This is a genomic window from Escherichia sp. KTE96 (assembly GCF_000408525.1).
GTDB lineage: Bacteria > Pseudomonadota > Gammaproteobacteria > Enterobacterales > Enterobacteriaceae > Escherichia > Escherichia marmotae.
Window position 1 is genome coordinate 555335 of record NZ_KE137146.1, and the last position, 17223, is coordinate 572557.

General features: G+C 51.3%; 16 protein-coding genes. 8 read left to right on the forward strand and 8 right to left on the reverse strand.

Going from position 1 to position 17223, the window contains the following annotated elements:
* Window positions 1-616 precede the first annotated feature (616 nt).
* Entirely contained in the window at window positions 617-3730 is a 3114-nt protein-coding gene (acrD, locus tag A1WG_RS18665; RefSeq protein WP_001516857.1) for a multidrug efflux RND transporter permease AcrD, read from the forward strand.
* Window positions 3731-3828: 98 nt separating this feature from the next.
* On the opposite strand, the gene ypfM is transcribed toward acrD, so the two are convergent.
* Window positions 3829-3888, reverse strand: coding sequence for a protein YpfM (ypfM, locus tag A1WG_RS24085; protein WP_001386977.1), 60 nt, complete (start codon window positions 3886-3888; stop codon window positions 3829-3831).
* Window positions 3889-4266: 378 nt separating this feature from the next.
* Between ypfM and A1WG_RS18660 the strand changes: the two genes are divergently transcribed.
* From A1WG_RS18660 to A1WG_RS18650, 3 genes are read left to right on the forward strand one after another with little or no spacing between them, the layout of a single operon-like run.
* Window positions 4267-4623, forward strand: coding sequence for an ArsC family reductase (locus A1WG_RS18660; protein ID WP_000258263.1), 357 nt, complete (start codon window positions 4267-4269; stop codon window positions 4621-4623).
* Between the two features lie 3 nt (window positions 4624-4626).
* Complete coding sequence (gene dapE, locus A1WG_RS18655) at window positions 4627-5754, forward strand: succinyl-diaminopimelate desuccinylase (protein ID WP_001277783.1); 1128 nt, start codon at window positions 4627-4629, stop codon at window positions 5752-5754.
* 27 nt (window positions 5755-5781) lie between these two features.
* Window positions 5782-5982, forward strand: coding sequence for a YpfN family protein (locus tag A1WG_RS18650; protein ID WP_001516859.1), 201 nt, complete (start codon window positions 5782-5784; stop codon window positions 5980-5982).
* A 128-nt stretch (window positions 5983-6110) separates the two neighbouring features.
* On the opposite strand, the gene ypfH is transcribed toward A1WG_RS18650, so the two are convergent.
* The 6 genes from ypfH to dapA form a co-directional block, all read right to left on the reverse strand.
* Window positions 6111-6809 (reverse strand): esterase, encoded by a 699-nt coding sequence (gene ypfH, locus A1WG_RS18645; RefSeq protein ID WP_000679835.1) that lies wholly within the window; start codon window positions 6807-6809, stop codon window positions 6111-6113.
* Between the two features lie 73 nt (window positions 6810-6882).
* Window positions 6883-8898, reverse strand: a complete 2016-nt coding sequence (tmcA, locus tag A1WG_RS18640; RefSeq protein ID WP_001516860.1) for a tRNA cytosine(34) acetyltransferase TmcA — start codon at window positions 8896-8898, stop codon at window positions 6883-6885.
* A 14-nt stretch (window positions 8899-8912) separates the two neighbouring features.
* A complete protein-coding gene (locus A1WG_RS18635) occupies window positions 8913-9776 on the reverse strand; it encodes a KPN_02809 family neutral zinc metallopeptidase (RefSeq protein ID WP_001267513.1) in 864 nt (287 codons plus the stop codon).
* A gap of 167 nt (window positions 9777-9943) precedes the next feature.
* Window positions 9944-10657, reverse strand: coding sequence for a phosphoribosylaminoimidazolesuccinocarboxamide synthase (gene purC / locus A1WG_RS18630; protein ID WP_001516861.1), 714 nt, complete (start codon window positions 10655-10657; stop codon window positions 9944-9946).
* A gap of 212 nt (window positions 10658-10869) precedes the next feature.
* Complete coding sequence (gene bamC / locus A1WG_RS18625; protein ID WP_001516862.1) at window positions 10870-11904, reverse strand: outer membrane protein assembly factor BamC; 1035 nt, start codon at window positions 11902-11904, stop codon at window positions 10870-10872.
* A gap of 16 nt (window positions 11905-11920) precedes the next feature.
* Window positions 11921-12799, reverse strand: a complete 879-nt coding sequence (gene dapA, locus A1WG_RS18620) for a 4-hydroxy-tetrahydrodipicolinate synthase (protein ID WP_001516863.1) — start codon at window positions 12797-12799, stop codon at window positions 11921-11923.
* A 146-nt stretch (window positions 12800-12945) separates the two neighbouring features.
* Here dapA and A1WG_RS18615 point away from each other — a divergent pair, with 146 nt between their 5' ends.
* Together A1WG_RS18615 and bcp are read left to right on the forward strand one after the other, a co-directional pair.
* The gene (locus A1WG_RS18615) at window positions 12946-13518 is read left to right on the forward strand and encodes a glycine cleavage system transcriptional repressor (protein ID WP_010378971.1); all 573 of its coding nucleotides are present in this window, start codon (window positions 12946-12948) and stop codon (window positions 13516-13518) included.
* A complete protein-coding gene (bcp, locus tag A1WG_RS18610; protein ID WP_001068673.1) occupies window positions 13518-13988 on the forward strand; it encodes a thioredoxin-dependent thiol peroxidase in 471 nt (156 codons plus the stop codon). Before A1WG_RS18615 ends, bcp begins: the two co-directional genes overlap by 1 nt.
* 65 nt (window positions 13989-14053) lie before the next feature.
* Here bcp and A1WG_RS18605 read toward each other — a convergent pair whose 3' ends face one another.
* On the reverse strand, window positions 14054-15115 hold the full coding sequence (locus A1WG_RS18605; RefSeq protein WP_000892035.1) for an AI-2E family transporter: 1062 nt from the start codon (window positions 15113-15115) through the stop codon (window positions 14054-14056).
* A gap of 212 nt (window positions 15116-15327) precedes the next feature.
* Between A1WG_RS18605 and bepA the strand changes: the two genes are divergently transcribed.
* Complete coding sequence (gene bepA, locus A1WG_RS18600; RefSeq protein ID WP_001516865.1) at window positions 15328-16791, forward strand: beta-barrel assembly-enhancing protease; 1464 nt, start codon at window positions 15328-15330, stop codon at window positions 16789-16791.
* Window positions 16792-16811: 20 nt separating this feature from the next.
* Window positions 16812-17171, forward strand: coding sequence for an arsenate reductase (glutaredoxin) (arsC, locus tag A1WG_RS18595; protein ID WP_000166463.1), 360 nt, complete (start codon window positions 16812-16814; stop codon window positions 17169-17171).
* Window positions 17172-17223 lie beyond the last annotated feature (52 nt).

The window sequence follows — 17223 nt, forward strand, 5'->3', positions numbered from 1 at the left end:
CCGACGTTAATTAATAAGATAGAGAGCAAGTCATATTCGTATAAAACAATAGATATCAAAAATAATTCCACACGAACAAAATACAAGAATCATACATGACATCGATTTAATATCTCTATATATTCATATGATTATTAGCAGAAGTCATAAAATAGTGTTTAGTATGTTGATGAGCGTCAGCAAAAACGAGCAGTTTCCTCGCTTATTGATATGGAACCAGACAAACGAAATATCCGCTTTTTGCAAGCTCTCCGGGAAAAACGATGCCGGGCAACGATTCCGTTAAGAAGAAATTTTGTTAACATCCTGCTGCGGCTTTACATTTGTAAAGGTGAGTTTTCGCTGACAGGGTTCGAATGATGCTCTTCCTTGCGATATCAAAATAAAAAATCGCTGTATTTTTTATCAAAAATTCAACAAATTAGAAAAACATTCCGTTCATGCACCGCAATGGAAAGAGATAGCTGCCGTTACTTTACGCTTATGCAAACTTTGCTACCGAGTGCTGATAATTTACATTATCTCCTTTTTTTCTCCACGATTGGCTCGTACCTTGCCGCTACAGTGAAGCAAGGTATGCCCATAACGATACGCAGAAACACGAGGTCCTCTTTTAATGGCGAATTTCTTTATTGATCGCCCCATTTTTGCCTGGGTACTGGCAATCCTGTTGTGTCTGACAGGAACCCTGGCGATTTTTTCATTACCTGTTGAACAATACCCGGATCTCGCCCCCCCTAATGTGCGAGTAACGGCTAACTATCCTGGCGCGTCGGCCCAGACGCTGGAAAACACCGTGACCCAGGTTATTGAGCAGAATATGACTGGCCTCGATAACCTGATGTATATGTCGTCACAAAGCAGCGGCACCGGCCAGGCGTCGGTGACGCTCAGTTTTAAAGCAGGCACAGACCCGGACGAAGCAGTGCAACAGGTGCAAAACCAGTTGCAATCAGCCATGCGTAAACTCCCCCAGGCGGTGCAAAATCAGGGCGTAACGGTACGTAAAACCGGCGATACCAACATTCTGACCATTGCCTTCGTCTCTACTGATGGTTCAATGGATAAACAGGATATTGCCGATTATGTTGCCAGTAATATTCAGGATCCGTTAAGCCGTGTTAATGGCGTTGGTGATATTGACGCTTACGGTTCGCAGTATTCGATGCGTATCTGGCTTGATCCGGCAAAACTGAACAGTTTCCAGATGACCGCCAAAGATGTCACTGATGCCATTGAGTCGCAGAATGCGCAGATTGCGGTTGGGCAACTTGGCGGAACACCTTCTGTTGATAAACAGGCGCTAAATGCCACCATTAACGCTCAGTCGCTGTTGCAAACGCCTGAACAGTTCCGTGATATCACCTTGCGGGTGAATCAGGACGGTTCAGAAGTAAGGCTGGGCGATGTCGCCACCGTCGAAATGGGAGCGGAGAAATATGATTATCTTAGCCGCTTTAATGGTAAGCCAGCCTCGGGTCTGGGAGTAAAACTGGCCTCCGGCGCGAACGAAATGGCAACGGCGGAGCTGGTGCTCAACCGTCTGGATGAACTGGCGCAGTATTTCCCCCCCGGACTGGAGTACAAGGTGGCATATGAAACCACCTCGTTTGTTAAGGCCTCCATTGAAGACGTGGTGAAAACTCTGCTGGAAGCTATCGCACTGGTTTTCCTCGTCATGTACCTGTTCCTGCAAAACTTCCGTGCCACGCTGATTCCGACTATCGCCGTACCGGTAGTGTTGATGGGAACCTTCTCCGTGCTTTACGCCTTCGGTTACAGCGTCAACACCTTAACCATGTTCGCGATGGTGCTGGCGATCGGCCTGCTGGTGGATGACGCCATCGTGGTGGTGGAAAACGTCGAACGTATTATGAGCGAAGACGGACTTTCGCCCCGCGAGGCGACGCGGAAATCGATGAGTCAGATCCAGGGCGCGCTGGTCGGGATTGCGATGGTGCTTTCGGCTGTTTTTGTGCCAATGGCCTTCTTCGGCGGCACCACCGGGGCTATCTATCGCCAGTTCTCCATCACTATTGTTGCGGCGATGGTGCTGTCGGTACTGGTGGCGATGATTCTCACTCCGGCACTGTGCGCCACGCTACTTAAGCCACTGAAAAAAGGTGAGCATCACGGGCAGAAAGGCTTTTTTGCCTGGTTTAACCAGATGTTCAACCGCAACGCCGAACGCTACGAAAAAGGGGTGGCGAAAATTCTCCACCGCAGCCTGCGCTGGATTGTGATTTATGTCCTGCTACTTGGCGGCATGGTGTTTCTGTTCCTGCGTCTGCCAACGTCGTTCCTGCCACTGGAAGACCGTGGTATGTTCACCACCTCGGTGCAGTTGCCCAGCGGCTCGACCCAGCAACAAACCCTGAAAGTGGTGGAACAGATCGAGAAGTATTACTTCACTCATGAGAAAGACAACATCACGTCGGTGTTTGCCACGGTCGGTTCTGGCCCTGGCGGCAACGGCCAAAACGTGGCGCGGATGTTTATCCGCCTGAAAGACTGGAGCGAACGCGACAGTAAAACCGGCACCTCGTTTGCCATTATCGAACGTGCAACGAAAGAATTTAATAAGATTAAAGAAGCCCGAGTTATTGCCAGCAGCCCGCCAGCAATTAGCGGTCTTGGCAGTTCTGCGGGTTTTGATATGGAGTTGCAGGACCACGCCGGGGCGGGTCACGATGCGCTAATGGCAGCACGTAACCAGTTACTGGCGCTGGCGGCAGAAAACCCGGAATTAACCCGTGTGCGCCATAATGGTCTTGATGACAGTCCGCAGTTGCAGATTGATATCGACCAACGTAAAGCCCAGGCGCTGGGCGTTGCCATTGACGATATTAACGACACGCTGCAAACCGCGTGGGGTTCGAGCTATGTAAATGACTTTATGGATCGCGGTCGCGTGAAGAAAGTCTATGTGCAGGCTGCCGCGCCGTATCGCATGCTGCCAGATGACATCAATCTGTGGTATGTGCGTAACAAAGACGGCGGCATGGTGCCTTTCTCTGCCTTCGCGACCTCCCGCTGGGAAACAGGTTCGCCGCGTCAGGAACGCTATAACGGTTATTCCGCGGTAGAGATTGTCGGGGAAGCTGCGCCGGGCGTCAGTACCGGTACTGCAATGGATATTATGGAATCGTTAGTTCAGCAATTGCCGAACGGCTTCGGTCTGGAGTGGACGGCAATGTCGTATCAGGAACGGCTTTCCGGCGCGCAGGCTCCGGCGCTGTATGCGATTTCATTGCTGGTCGTGTTCCTGTGTCTGGCAGCACTGTACGAAAGCTGGTCGGTGCCGTTCTCGGTGATGCTGGTCGTGCCATTGGGGGTTATCGGCGCGCTGCTGGCAACCTGGATGCGTGGGCTGGAAAACGATGTTTATTTCCAGGTGGGACTGTTAACGGTCATTGGTTTATCAGCGAAAAACGCCATTCTGATTGTCGAGTTCGCTAACGAGATGAATCAAAAAGGCCACGACCTTTTTGAAGCAACGCTTTATGCCTGCCGCCAGCGTTTACGCCCGATTTTAATGACCTCGCTGGCGTTTGTCTTCGGCGTACTGCCGATGGCAGTCAGCAGCGGTGCTGGCTCCGGCGGACAACATGCGGTTGGTACTGGCGTAATGGGGGGGATGATTTCCGCTACCATTCTGGCAATTTACTTCGTACCGCTATTCTTTGTGCTGGTACGTCGCCGCTTCCCGCTGAAACCCCGGCCGGAATAAACAATAAAAAAGGCGACATGCCAACGTGTCGCCTTTTTCAACTTTCTGATAAAGAACCTGTTCATCAGGTTCTTTCATTTTACCTTTTGTCCTGGTAATTACTTACGAAGCATAACTTCGATAAAGTCTTTCCAGTTCCCCAGTTCACGTTCAATCATAACAACCTCTCTTATAATTATGGGTATTCTACGGAAACAATATACCGTGGTGAAGCTAATTTATTCGATTGCTGTGATTACTACCTCCGGGGCAAAACCTATGTAAATACTATGGCCCTGAGACAGGGATTTTTATGTGATGCAAAGCAACATTTCAACATATTCATACGGATTCTAATACTGAATCAATTCTGCTTGAAATACAGACAGATACCTAGGGGAATATTCTTAATAATTGCGTTCAAACTGCTCACAATTATTTAATAGTTGTTAAGTGAAATACCTTAATAATGTTATATTCTCTGACAATCATTTGCAGGGGAAATGTATTGCCCGTTAAATGATTATTTATTCTTAATAATCGCAAAAGGATTCATTATGGTTACCCTTTACGGCATCAAAAACTGTGACACCATTAAAAAAGCCCGCCGTTGGCTGGAAACCAATAGCATTGACTTTCGCTTTCACGATTACCGTGTTGATGGTCTGGACAGTGAATTGCTGAACTCATTTATCAACGAATTAGGCTGGGAAGCGTTACTCAACACCCGTGGCACCACCTGGCGTAAACTGGACGAAATCACTCGCAATAAAATCACCGATGCGGCGTCTGCTGCGGCATTAATGACTGAAATGCCTGCAATTATCAAACGCCCATTGCTCTGCGCGCCCGGGAAGCCTATGCTGCTGGGTTTCAGTGAATCCAGTTATCAGCAATTTTTCCATGAGGTGTAGTCTATGTCGTGTCCGGTTATTGAGCTGACACAGCAGCTTATTCGCCGCCCATCCTTAAGTCCTGATGACGCAGGGTGTCAGGCAATTATGATCGAACGTTTACAGGCGATCGGTTTTACCGTCGAACGCATGGACTTTGCGGATACGCAGAATTTCTGGGCGTGGCGTGGACAGGGAGAAACGTTAGCCTTTGCCGGACATACCGACGTTGTACCGCCTGGCGATGCCGACCGTTGGATCAACCCACCATTTGAACCGACCATTCGTGATGGTATGTTATTCGGGCGCGGCGCGGCAGATATGAAAGGGTCGTTGGCGGCGATGGTCGTGGCGGCAGAACGCTTTGTCGCGCAACATCCCAACCATAAAGGTCGACTGGCGTTTCTGATCACCTCAGACGAAGAGGCCAGCGCCCACAACGGCACGGTCAAAGTGGTTGAAACCTTAATGGCGCGTCGTGAACGGCTGGATTACTGCCTGGTTGGCGAACCGTCGAGTATCGAAGTTGTCGGTGATGTAGTGAAAAATGGCCGTCGCGGCTCGTTGACCTGTAACCTTACTATTCATGGCGTGCAGGGACACGTAGCCTACCCACACCTTGCAGATAACCCCGTGCATCGCGCAGCACCTTTCCTCAATGAGTTAGTGGCTATCGAGTGGGATAAGGGTAATGAATTTTTCCCGGCAACCAGTATGCAGGTAGCCAATATTCAGGCGGGTACTGGCAGTAATAACGTCATTCCGGGTGAGCTGTTTATACAGTTTAACTTTCGTTTCAGTACTGAACTGACAGACGAAATGATCAAAGCGCAGGTTCATGCGTTACTGGAAAAATATCAGCTACGCTACACCGTTGACTGGTGGCTTTCCGGACAGCCATTTTTGACCGCGCGCGGTAAACTGGTCGATGCGGTAGTCAACGCTGTTGAGCACTATAATGAAATTAAACCGCAGCTACTGACCACAGGCGGAACGTCCGATGGGCGCTTTATTGCCCGCATGGGGGCGCAGGTGGTGGAACTCGGGCCGGTCAATGCCACCATTCATAAAATTAATGAATGCGTCAATGCTGCCGACCTGCAGCTACTTGCCCGTATGTATCAACGTATCATGGAACAGCTCGTCGCCTGATGAGTAGTTCTGCAAGAGGAAATAAGCATGGACTGGCTGGCTAAATATTGGTGGATTCTGGTGATTGTCTTTTTGGTGGGCGTTCTGCTGAATGTGATCAAAGATCTCAAGCGCATCGACCATAAGAAATTTCTCGCCAACAAGCCGGAGCTTCCCCCGCATCGTGATTTCAACGATAAGTGGGACGATGACGACGACTGGCCGAAGAAGGATCAACCGAAGAAGTAAGCTGGAGGAGCCGGACAATGTCTGGCCTTCAACCGTAGGCCTGATAAGACGCCTCAGCGTCGCATCAGGCACCATAGCCGGATGCGGCGTAAACGCCTTATCCGGCCTACGCACCTGGCACCTGTTTTTCACATCATTTCAATCACATCATTATCGCCGGGCTTACCGCCGCTTAACGCTTCGTCGAAGTAATGTTTCGGAATGGTATAACGCAAGTGATCCAGGGCAAATTGCATACTGCGATTATCGATCGCATGCCCCAAATCTTCCACGATATCCAGCGTGACATCACCACCAGCGTTAATTAACGCTTCTTGTGCCGCAACCGCATGTGCCAGATCGATAACCGGATCTTCACCACCGTGAATCAAGTGAATTGTCGTGGCAGTAGATGCGCTTTCCGGCAGGCTGGCATAACGCCCGTTAAAGGCTATTACGCGTGAGGCAAGACCCGGTTCGGCCTTAATGCTCTCCAGTGCCATAATCGCCCCTTGTGAGAAACCGATCAGCGCCGTGGCGTTAGCCCCTACTCCGCTCTGTTTCTGCCAGTAGCGTACCGTCTCAATAAACGTCGGCATGATGGCATCTACCCGCGCCTGGCGATTTTCTTCCGTTATACCCTGCACCGAAAACCATTGACGCCCTGCCGGATTACCACTCGGCTCCGCGCCGCCGACACTCACCACCAGCGCATCCGGAAACAGCGGCGCAAACCAACTGCCGATTTCCCCCATCGCCACTGGATTATCCCCAACACCGTGGAAAAGCAGTAACAACTGTTGCGCTGGTTTGTCCGGACTTTGAACAACAAAATGGTCATGTTTCATGGCGAACTCCTTAACTGATGTCAGTAATTTTACGCCGCTGACTCACAATGACCATGAGAGAAAATTGAAGGAGTCAGTGAAAAAATTGCCATTGCGTTATGCCATCGCGCAGGCGTTCAGTGCGAACATCATCAAGTGCCAATAGCGCCTGCACGGCTTCTTCGCGTTGGCGGGACAGCAATGCCTTACGGCCTGAAAGTTTAAGTGTGGTACATAACCGCGCGTCGCTGACGCTTTTCTGCAAGCGTCCACGCAGCGCCGGTAACGCCAGTTCACTGGTTTGTAGCAGACGCGTTAAACAACCTAACGACGTTAAAAGCGGACGATGAGCGAAAGCAAAACCAGCCAGTTCAAGCCAGTCGTCGTCAGAAAGCACGGTGTCGTTTAGCCGATCAACCGGAATAGTTTCGCCATTCCACTGCGCGAGAATTTGCGCATCGCGGCGTAAACGGTCATGCTCACGCTCCGCCAGTTGTTTCCCCGCTTCGCTAACAGGTAACAGCGCTATCGCCGTATAACAGCCGCTGCTGGCTTCGCGATGGTTACCTATCCGCACCAGCACAAAACCACATCGTTGCCAGAAGCGCCATAATTCATCGGTGTAACCAAAACTCACAGAAAGATAATCGAGGTCATACGTATATTTCAGGGCGCTGACAATAAGCTGTTGTCCTATGCCTTCCCGTTGACGCGCCGGATGAACGGCTATCCGACTGACACGCCGCCCGCGTAATGTCGCCGCCAGTGGATTGCTGCCGTGCGCTGCCAGCGATTGAGCCACCAGATTTCCCCGCGGACGACGAAAACCGGCCCAGACCGCCTGACTGAGTTGTTCAGATAATCCGCCTTCATCCACCAACCATAGCGCCCCGGCGATCTCGTTTTCGCAAGTCGCCTGTAGGAAATGTTGCCCGGGTGCGTCCATCATCCGCCGTAAATCCAGTGGCGACGTCCGGTAGTGCGCACCAGACAATAATTGATAAACCTTTAACGGTGTTTCCGGCTCACTGCGCCATAATATCTGTTCAAATGGAGAAATGGTGATCTCGCCTTGTGGTGCGTGCGTGAAATTTTCATCGTCAAAAACCAGTGCCTCGCTGACCACTTTTTCCAGTGGACACCCCAGCGCCCAACGGATCGGTTGTTGCAATTCAAAACGTTGCAGATGCGGAAAACGAGCGCAAAATTTCAGCAAAAATCCGCGCCCGGTGCCTTCATAGCCCTGCACCGTAGTGGTTAACAAAGTACGCGGAAAACGCGATACCAGTTGATGCAGTAACGGTGCGGGAATGGCTGCGGCTTCATCGACCACCAGCCAGTCGGCTTTCTCATTGCTGGCTAATAATACATCTGGTGCCACAAAGCGATACTTCTCGCCCGCAAACTGTGCCAGCACATCCGTTGCGGCTTTCGCAGGCGCAGTAACAATCGCACGACCTGCGATACGGGAAATGAGTTGCCCCGCCAGTGCCGACTTACCGCGCCCGCGCGCAGCAGTTACCGCGGCCACACCAGGCGGCATGGTCAGAAGCTGCTGTAGTATCTGTTGCTGTTCCGGCTGTGGTGCGCCAGTAGCGGGTTGCCAGTCAGTACGGGGAACAAAGTCAGCCAACGTTAGCGGCTGGTTTTGTCGCCAGAGAATAGCATCGTTCTCCGTCGTAAGGACGCATTTGAGATGTTGGACAAAATGTGGAGTAGCAATGGGACTGGAGCAATCACTCCAGCGCAGAGAATCGGCATCGGGATGGTTTTCCCATTCTTCCCATACAGGAAGCAACAAAACCAACCAACTTCCCGCTTTCAGTGTCCCACTAAGCGCCGCAAATGCTGCAGCATCAAAGCCCTGGTGGGCGTCAAATACGGCATGACAGAACTCGCGCCCCAGCAAAGTTTGTAGCGCCGATGGCGTACAGTGGTTTTCAGTAGTTGGCTGCGGCGAAACCCACAACCAGTCACCGGGTAATATGTCACGCAATTTCAGTGCATGTTCACAGCACCAGCCCTCTTCCCCGCTCAACACCAACAAGCGGCGAATCCCTTCGCGTTTCATTTGCGCTGTTAATGTGTGTAGCGCAGTCAGTTCAGCCATCCCTGCCCCGAGAGTTAAATACTTTTACCGAAAGTATTGCATTGTGCCGGATCGCCACTATCGAAACCACGTTTAAACCAGCTATAGCGTTGTTGAGAAGTACCATGAGTAAAGCTGTCCGGCACCACCTGCCCCTGACTTTGCTGTTGTAAGCGGTCATCGCCAATAGCTTGCGCCGCATTCAGAGCCTCTTCCAGATCGCCAGTTTCCAGAACGCCTTGCTGCTGCATACTATGTCCCCAGACACCGGCAAAGCAGTCGGCTTGAAGTTCCATACGCACAGATAAGCGGTTTACTTCCGCCTGCGTCGCATTTTGTTGCAGTTGACGGACTTTCGGCTCGATACCTAACAGTTTCTGTACATGATGACCGACTTCATGGGCGATAACATACCCTTGGGCAAAATCGCCATCCGCGCCCAGCTTGTCTTTCATGTCATCATAGAAGGAGAGATCGATATAGACCGTGCCATCCGCCGGGCAATAGAACGGCCCCATAATGGACTGCCCGGCTCCGCAACCGGTGCGCGTCATCCCGCGATACATCACCAGCTTCGGTTGCTGATAAGTCTTCCCCATCTTCTCAAATTGCTGCCCCCAGGTATCTTCTGTGGTAGCCAGAATCACCGAGGTAAATTTTGCCGCTTCGTCTTCATTTGGGCTAATTGAACGCGTTGATTGCTGCTGAGAAACAGGTTGTCCAGTCATCAGCCCGGTTAAATCAACACCATAGTAGCCAGCGACCAGCACCACTACCAGTAAAATCAGCCCACCTTTACCGCTTGGCAGGCGAAAACCGGGACCGCCCATTGACGGACCACCAGAACTGTTTCGCCTGTCTTCAACATTGTCACTTTCACGACGCCCTTGCCAGCGCATAGATACCTCAACAATATATTCATTATAGTGATGATCGTAGGTGGTTCAGAGGAAGATTACCACAGGAAAACAGGAGGAAATGATGGAGGAATGAGCGTTCAATTCACGTCTTACAAAAGCGGTTGTCTTGCCGTGCCAACAGCACGGCAAGATGATGAGCGAAAAAATCAGTCCAGCTCTACACCCAGGCGGCGGGCGACGGCTTCATAGGCTTCGATCACGCCACCGAGGCTCTGGCGGAAACGGTCTTTGTCCATTTTCTCCAGCGTTTCTTTGTCCCACAGGCGGCTGCCATCAGGGGAGAACTCATCGCCCAGTACCACTTCACCTTTGTACAGACCAAACTCCAGCTTGAAATCGACCAGAATCAGACCGGCATCGTCGAACAGTTTTTTCAGCACGTCGTTCGCTTTGTAGGTCAACTCTTTCATACGCGCCAGGTTCTCTTTGCTTACCCAGCCAAAGGTTTCGCAGTAAGATTCGTTAACCATCGGGTCGTGCATTGCATCGTTTTTCAGGAACAGATCGAACAGCGGCGGGTTAAGCTCAATACCTTCTTCGATTCCAAGACGTTTCACCAGAGAGCCAGCGGCGCGGTTACGTACGACACACTCAACCGGCACCATATCCAGCTTTTTCACCAGACATTCAGTATCAGAGAGCAGACGCTCCATTTGAGTCGGGATACCCGCTTCAGCCAGTTTGCTCATAATGAAGTAGTTGAACTTGTTGTTCACCATACCTTTGCGATCAAACTGCTCAATGCGCGCGCCATCACCTGCTGACGTATCATTGCGGAATTCGAGCACCAACAGATCCGGGTTTTCCGTGCTGTATACGGTTTTCGCTTTACCACGATACAACTCAGCTTGCTTTTGCATCTTTATCACTCCTGGGTGTGAATTAACGTTTTAAAATCTTTTGCTGTCTGGTGTGCCAGATGTTTTGTCGGATGCGGTGTGAACGCCTTATCCGACCTGTGTCCGACAAACAAATTTCGTGCGAATTAACGCTAAAATTGCGTTTTTCTGTCGACGCACACGTTTGCGTATCATATCAGAAAAAAGGGCCGGATGATTCCAGCCCTGTATTTTTACTTGCTAAACGCAGCCTGGAAGACAGATACCAGTGCGTCGTTTTGGCTTTGAGTCAGCGTATGACCTTTCGGATCGATGAACTGTAAGCTGCTGCGGTTATCTAAATCACCGACCTGCAGTTTATAGTCGCCGGATGCCAGGCCTGGATCGCGAGCGCCCAGTTCCTGCCAGTCGCTGTCAGACAGCGGCTTATAGGTCACGGCCATGCTGCCCTGCGAACGGGTGCTGTCGGTCACTTTCATGCCCACTTTTTCCAGCGCCGCTGGCAGACGTTGCCAAACCACGTTGAACGGCCCGCGAACAACCAGCATTGGTAAACCGGTGTCGTCAGCAGCACTTTGTACGTCCATGGTGGTGGAAGCACGATTTTGCGCTGCATTCGCCGCGTCAGTGACGGATTTATCCAGGCCAGCGGAAATGACGTTCATCATCTCCGCGCTGTAACGCTGCATGGAAGCCGCGTCTGCAACCGGTTTGCCCGCCTGCTCCAGGTTCAGCAGTTTCACCGTTACCGCCTGCTGATAACCCTGTGGTTTAACAGAGATCTGATAACGGCCGCGATACTGTTCGTCTTCGTCCAGACGGTTCCATTGCACCCAATCGGTGGTCAGCGTCTGACCGGCATCATCGCGTTGGGTTATGGTGTAGTTTTTCGCCTGCAGCACGCTAACCACCTGCGGCCACAGAGTATTGCCACGACCATTTTCTACCAGCAGTGAAGCGGTATCGCCCGTGAACTGGGTACGTGCGCCAGATACCAGCGCCAGCGGCTGGGCTGGTGGACGAATATCCAGTGCCTTACCGACAGCACCGCTACCGTTGGTCACCGGGATTGCATAATCACCGGAGGTCACCGGCAAAATCATGCCTGCCGGGGCATGAAGCTCCGCAAGCGGTGCTGCTTCCAGGTAGGCTTCATCACCACTTACCTGACGCTTATAGCGTGAGTCAGAACTACAGGCAGCGAGTAATAAAACAAGCGAAACACCCGCAACCTTCGCCAGGCGCGACTTTTGAACAGAGTAAGCCATCAAATCTCCCTAAACTTTACAGCAAACCGGCATGCTTAAGCGCCGCTCTGACCGTCTCACGACCATTGTCGGTGATTGGCGTCATTGGCAGGCGCAGCGTATCGGTCGCCACAAGACCCAGTTCCTTACATGCCCATTTCACCGGGATTGGATTGGGTTCGACAAATAGTTTGTTGTGTAATGGCATCAGACGCTGATTAATAAGGCGTGCCTCGGCAAAATACCCTTCTGCCGCCAGTTTGCACATCTGAGCCATATCACGCGCAGCAACGTTAGCCGTAACGGAAATAACGCCATGACCACCTAATTGCATGAAGTCCAGCGCGCTCGCATCATCACCGCTCAGCAGAACAAAATCGTCTGAAACCAGCTCTTTGATCTGGTTAACACGTGTTAAGTTCCCTGTTGCCTCTTTGATTCCGATAATATTTTTTACTTTCGCCAGGCGGCCGACCGTTTCTGGTAGCAGATCGCAGCCAGTGCGGGACGGCACATTATACAGAATTTGCGGCAGGTCAGTATGTTCAGCGATGGCTTTGAAATGCTGATACAGACCTTCCTGCGATGGGCGGTTGTAATAAGGGGTTACCGTCAGGCAGCCAACGATGCCAGTGTCATTGAAACGCTGTGTCAGGTTAATGGCTTCCGCAGTAGCATTAGCGCCGGTTCCGGCAATCACCGGAATACGCCCGTCAGCCAGTTCCAGCGTCATCATCACCACATCAACATGTTCGTCATGATTCAGGGTAGCGGACTCGCCAGTGGTGCCAACAGAAACAATCGCCGAAGTACCGCTGGCGACATGATAATCAATCAGTTTTTTTAAGCTAGCCCGACAGACATTACCTTTTTCATCCATCGGAGTAACAATCGCGACAATACTTCCCGTGAACATGGGCCATCCTCTGTGCAAACAAGTGTCTCAATGGTACGTTTGGTATGGCATTAAAAGCAAGCAGACAGAACCGTTCTGATTGTTGTATGCATGTTTTTTTTATGCTTTCCTTAAGAGCTACTCTCCCCCTTGAAGGAATAACCGGTTTGACACTGTCATCGCAACATTATCTGGTGATTACTGCTCTGGGTGCCGATCGCCCCGGAATTGTGAACACTATCACCCGTCATGTCAGTAGTTGCGGCTGTAATATTGAAGACAGTCGCCTGGCGATGCTGGGAGAAGAGTTCACTTTTATCATGCTGCTTTCCGGTTCATGGAACGCAATCACCTTGATCGAATCAACGTTACCGTTGAAAGGTGCCGAGCTGGATCTGTTAATCGTGATGAAGCGAACGACGGCTCGTCCGCGTCCGCCGATGCCAGCATCTGTCTGGGTTCAGGTCGATGTAGCAGACTCACCACATTTAATTGAACGCTTTACCGCACTTTTTGACGCGCACCATATGAACATTGCGGAGCTGGTGTCTCGCACGCAACCTGCTGAAAATGAACGCGCTGCACAACTACATATTCAGATCACAGCCCACAGCCCGGCGTCTGCGGATTCAGCAAATATTGAACAAGCCTTCAAAGCACTATGTACAGAACTCAATGCGCAAGGCAGTATTAGCGTCGTCAATTATTCCCAACATGATGAACAGGATGGAGTTAAGTAATGAATCCACTGAAAGCCGGTGACATCGCACCGAAATTTAGCTTGCCGGATCAAGACGGAGAGCAAGTTAATTTGGCCGACTTCCAGGGACAGCGTGTTCTGGTTTATTTCTACCCGAAAGCCATGACCCCCGGCTGTACCGTACAGGCCTGCGGCTTACGCGATAACATGGATGAGTTGAAAAAAGCCGGTGTTGATGTGCTGGGTATCAGCACTGATAAACCCGAAAAACTCTTCCGTTTCGCGGAAAAAGAGCTGCTCAACTTTACGCTTCTGTCTGATGAGGATCACCAGGTGTGCGAGCAATTCGGCGTCTGGGGAGAGAAGTCCTTCATGGGCAAAACCTACGATGGTATTCACCGCATCAGCTTCCTGATCGACGCTGACGGCAAAATCGAACATGTATTTGACGATTTCAAAACCAGCAATCACCACGACGTAGTGATTAACTGGCTGAAAGAACACGCCTGATTACTTTGCTCCATTCCGTGCTGGCTGCGCTTGCGGCCAGCACATCTCACATTCCGGAATGAAGGTTAATCTTGTGCGATTTGGCCATCGGGCCAGGCATGAATCACCGCTTTAATTAGTGTCGCCAGAGGAATGGCGAAGAATACGCCCCAGAATCCCCACAGCCCACCGAAGATCACCACCGATAAAATAATCACCAGCGGATGCAGGTTGACCGCCTCGGAGAACAACACGGGAACTAACAGGTTACCGTCCAGCGCCTGGATAATCAGATACACCGCAAAGCAACTCCAGAATTCAGTGCCTGCTCCAAACTGGAATAGCGCCACCCCCACTACGGGAATAGTCACCACAAAAGCACCGATGTACGGGATAAGCACCGAGAAGCCGACCAGTACCGCCAACAGTAGTGAATAGTTCAGCCCGAAGAGTAAAAAACCCAGCCAGGTGGCTATCCCCACCACGATCATCTCCAGCACTTTACCGCGAATGTAGTTGGTGATTTGCTGGTTCATTTCCTTCCAGACCTGACCTGCCAGCCCACGGTTACGTGGTAGCACCCGACGAACGGCATTCAGCATTTGCTCTTTGTCTTTTAGCAGGAAGAAGACCATCAGCGGCACCAGCACCAGATAGACGGCAATGGTCAGCAATCCCACCAGCGAGGCGAGAGAGATTTTCACCACCGAATCGCCCATTGTGAGCATCCGACTGCGCATGTTGTCGGCCATCGCATCAATGATGCCCGCATCCATCAACGCCGGATAACGTCGCGGCAACGTGGCGGCAAAATCGGAAAGTTTATTGAGCATCCCCGGCATATCGCGGATTAAGTAAATACCCTGCTGCCAGGCAATAGGCAGTACCACGAATGCCATCAGTAGCAGGATGCCAACAAACAGAACCAGCACAATCGACGTCGCCCAACGGCGGGAACAGCCAATAGATTGTAGGCGGACGGTCGGCCATTCCAGCAAATAGGCCAGCACAATAGCCACCAGCAACGGCGCGAGTAGGCCACTAAAGAAAAAGATAATGCCAAAACCGGCAACTAAAATAACCAGCAAGGCAATCGCTTCCGGGTCGCTAAAACGGCGGCGATACCATTGCATCAACATTTCGAGCATAAAGACCTTCCCTGAACCTCAAGAGCGGGATTGCGATCCGCAATTGTATCGAAATGTCACAAAAAAGACTTCGCTTTTTATGACGGATTAAGGAAACTGAAAAGCCATTTGAGTGGGCTAATCTTCGTCGTTACACTCAAAGGCAGTGCGGTGGGAACGATATTTCACAGTATCGGTCAAATGACTATCTCCAGAAATACAGGACAGAGGTTATGTTCAGGCAGTTGAAAAAAAACCTGGTTGCTACCCTCATTGCTGCCATGACCATCGGTCAGGTAGCCCCGGCGTTTGCCGACAGCACAGACACCTTGCCGGATATGGGAACCTCCGCGGGAAGCACGCTTTCCATTGGTCAGGAAATGCAGATGGGCGACTATTACGTTCGCCAGCTACGCGGTAGCGCACCATTAATTAATGACCCACTGTTAACACAATATATTAATTCGTTGGGGATGCGCCTGGTTTCACATGCCAACTCAGTGAAGACGCCGTTCCATTTCTTTCTGATCAATAACGACGAAATTAACGCCTTTGCTTTCTTTGGCGGCAACGTGGTGCTGCACTCTGCCCTGTTCCGTTATTCCGATAACGAAAGCCAGTTGGCTTCGGTTATGGCGCACGAAATCTCCCACGTCACCCAACGTCACCTGGCGCGAGCGATGGAAGATCAGCAGCGTAGCGCACCACTGACCTGGGTTGGCGCGCTAGGTTCTATTTTACTGGCGATGGCCAGCCCGCAGGCGGGGATGGCGGCGCTGACCGGTACGCTGGCGGGAACACGCCAGGGGATGATCAGTTTCACTCAGCAAAACGAACAGGAAGCAGACCGTATTGGTATCCAGGTGCTGCAACGCTCGGGGTTCGATCCGCAGGCGATGCCGACTTTCCTCGAAAAATTGCTCGATCAGGCGCGCTACTCTTCGCGTCCGCCAGAAATTTTGCTGACGCACCCGTTACCGGAAAGCCGTCTGGCAGATGCCCGTAACCGTGCTAATCAGATGCGCCCGATGGTGGTGCAATCGTCAGAAGATTTCTATCTGGCGAAAGCTCGCACACTGGAGATGTACAATTCCGGGCGTAACCAGCTCACCAGCGATTTACTGGATGAATGGGCGAAAGGTAACGTTCGCCAGCAGCGCGCGGCGCAGTATGGTCGTGCTTTGCAGGCGATGGAAGCCAATAAATACGACGAGGCGCGGAAAACGCTTCAGCCATTACTGACGGCAGAACCAACGAATGCATGGTTTCTCGATCTGGCAACCGATATCGACCTTGGGCAAAACAAAGCCAATGACGCGATCAATCGGCTGAAAAATGCTCGAGATTTACGCACCAATCCGGTGTTGCAGCTCAACCTGGCGAATGCTTATTTGCAAGATGGTCAACCACAGGAAGCGGCCAATATTCTGAATCGCTACACCTTTAATAATAAAGATGACATTAATGGCTGGGATTTACTGGCACAGGCGGAGGCCGCGCTAAATAATCGCGATCAGGAACTGGCTGCGCGAGCAGAAGGTTATGCGCTCGCCGGGCGACTCGATCAGGCCATTTCCTTATTGAGTAGCGCCAGTTCGCAGGTGAAATTAGGCAGTCTGCAACAGGCCCGCTATGATGCGCGTATTGACCAGTTGCGCCAGTTGCAGGAACGCTTTAAGCCTTATACCAAGATGTAATTCGCATTAAAGGAAGAACAATGACCAAACAGGTAAAAATCTACCATAACCCGCGCTGTTCAAAGAGCCGTGAAACGCTGAACTTGCTGAAAGAAAACGGCGTAGAGCCTGAAGTAGTGCTCTACCTTGAAACCCCCGCTGATGCGGCAACGCTGCGTGATTTGCTGAACATGCTGGGGATGAACAGCGCCCGTGAATTAATGCGCCAGAAAGAGGATCTTTATAAAGAGCTGAATCTGGCTGACAGTTCGCTTAGCGAAGAGGCGCTGATTCAGGCGATGGTGGAGAATCCGAAGCTGATGGAACGCCCGATTGTGGTCGCGAATGGCAAAGCGCGCATTGGTCGTCCGCCGGAGCAGGTACTGGAAATCGTGGGTTAAGATGTACCCCTTCGGTAGCTAAGGCATATTGCCGGATGCGACGCTTGACGAG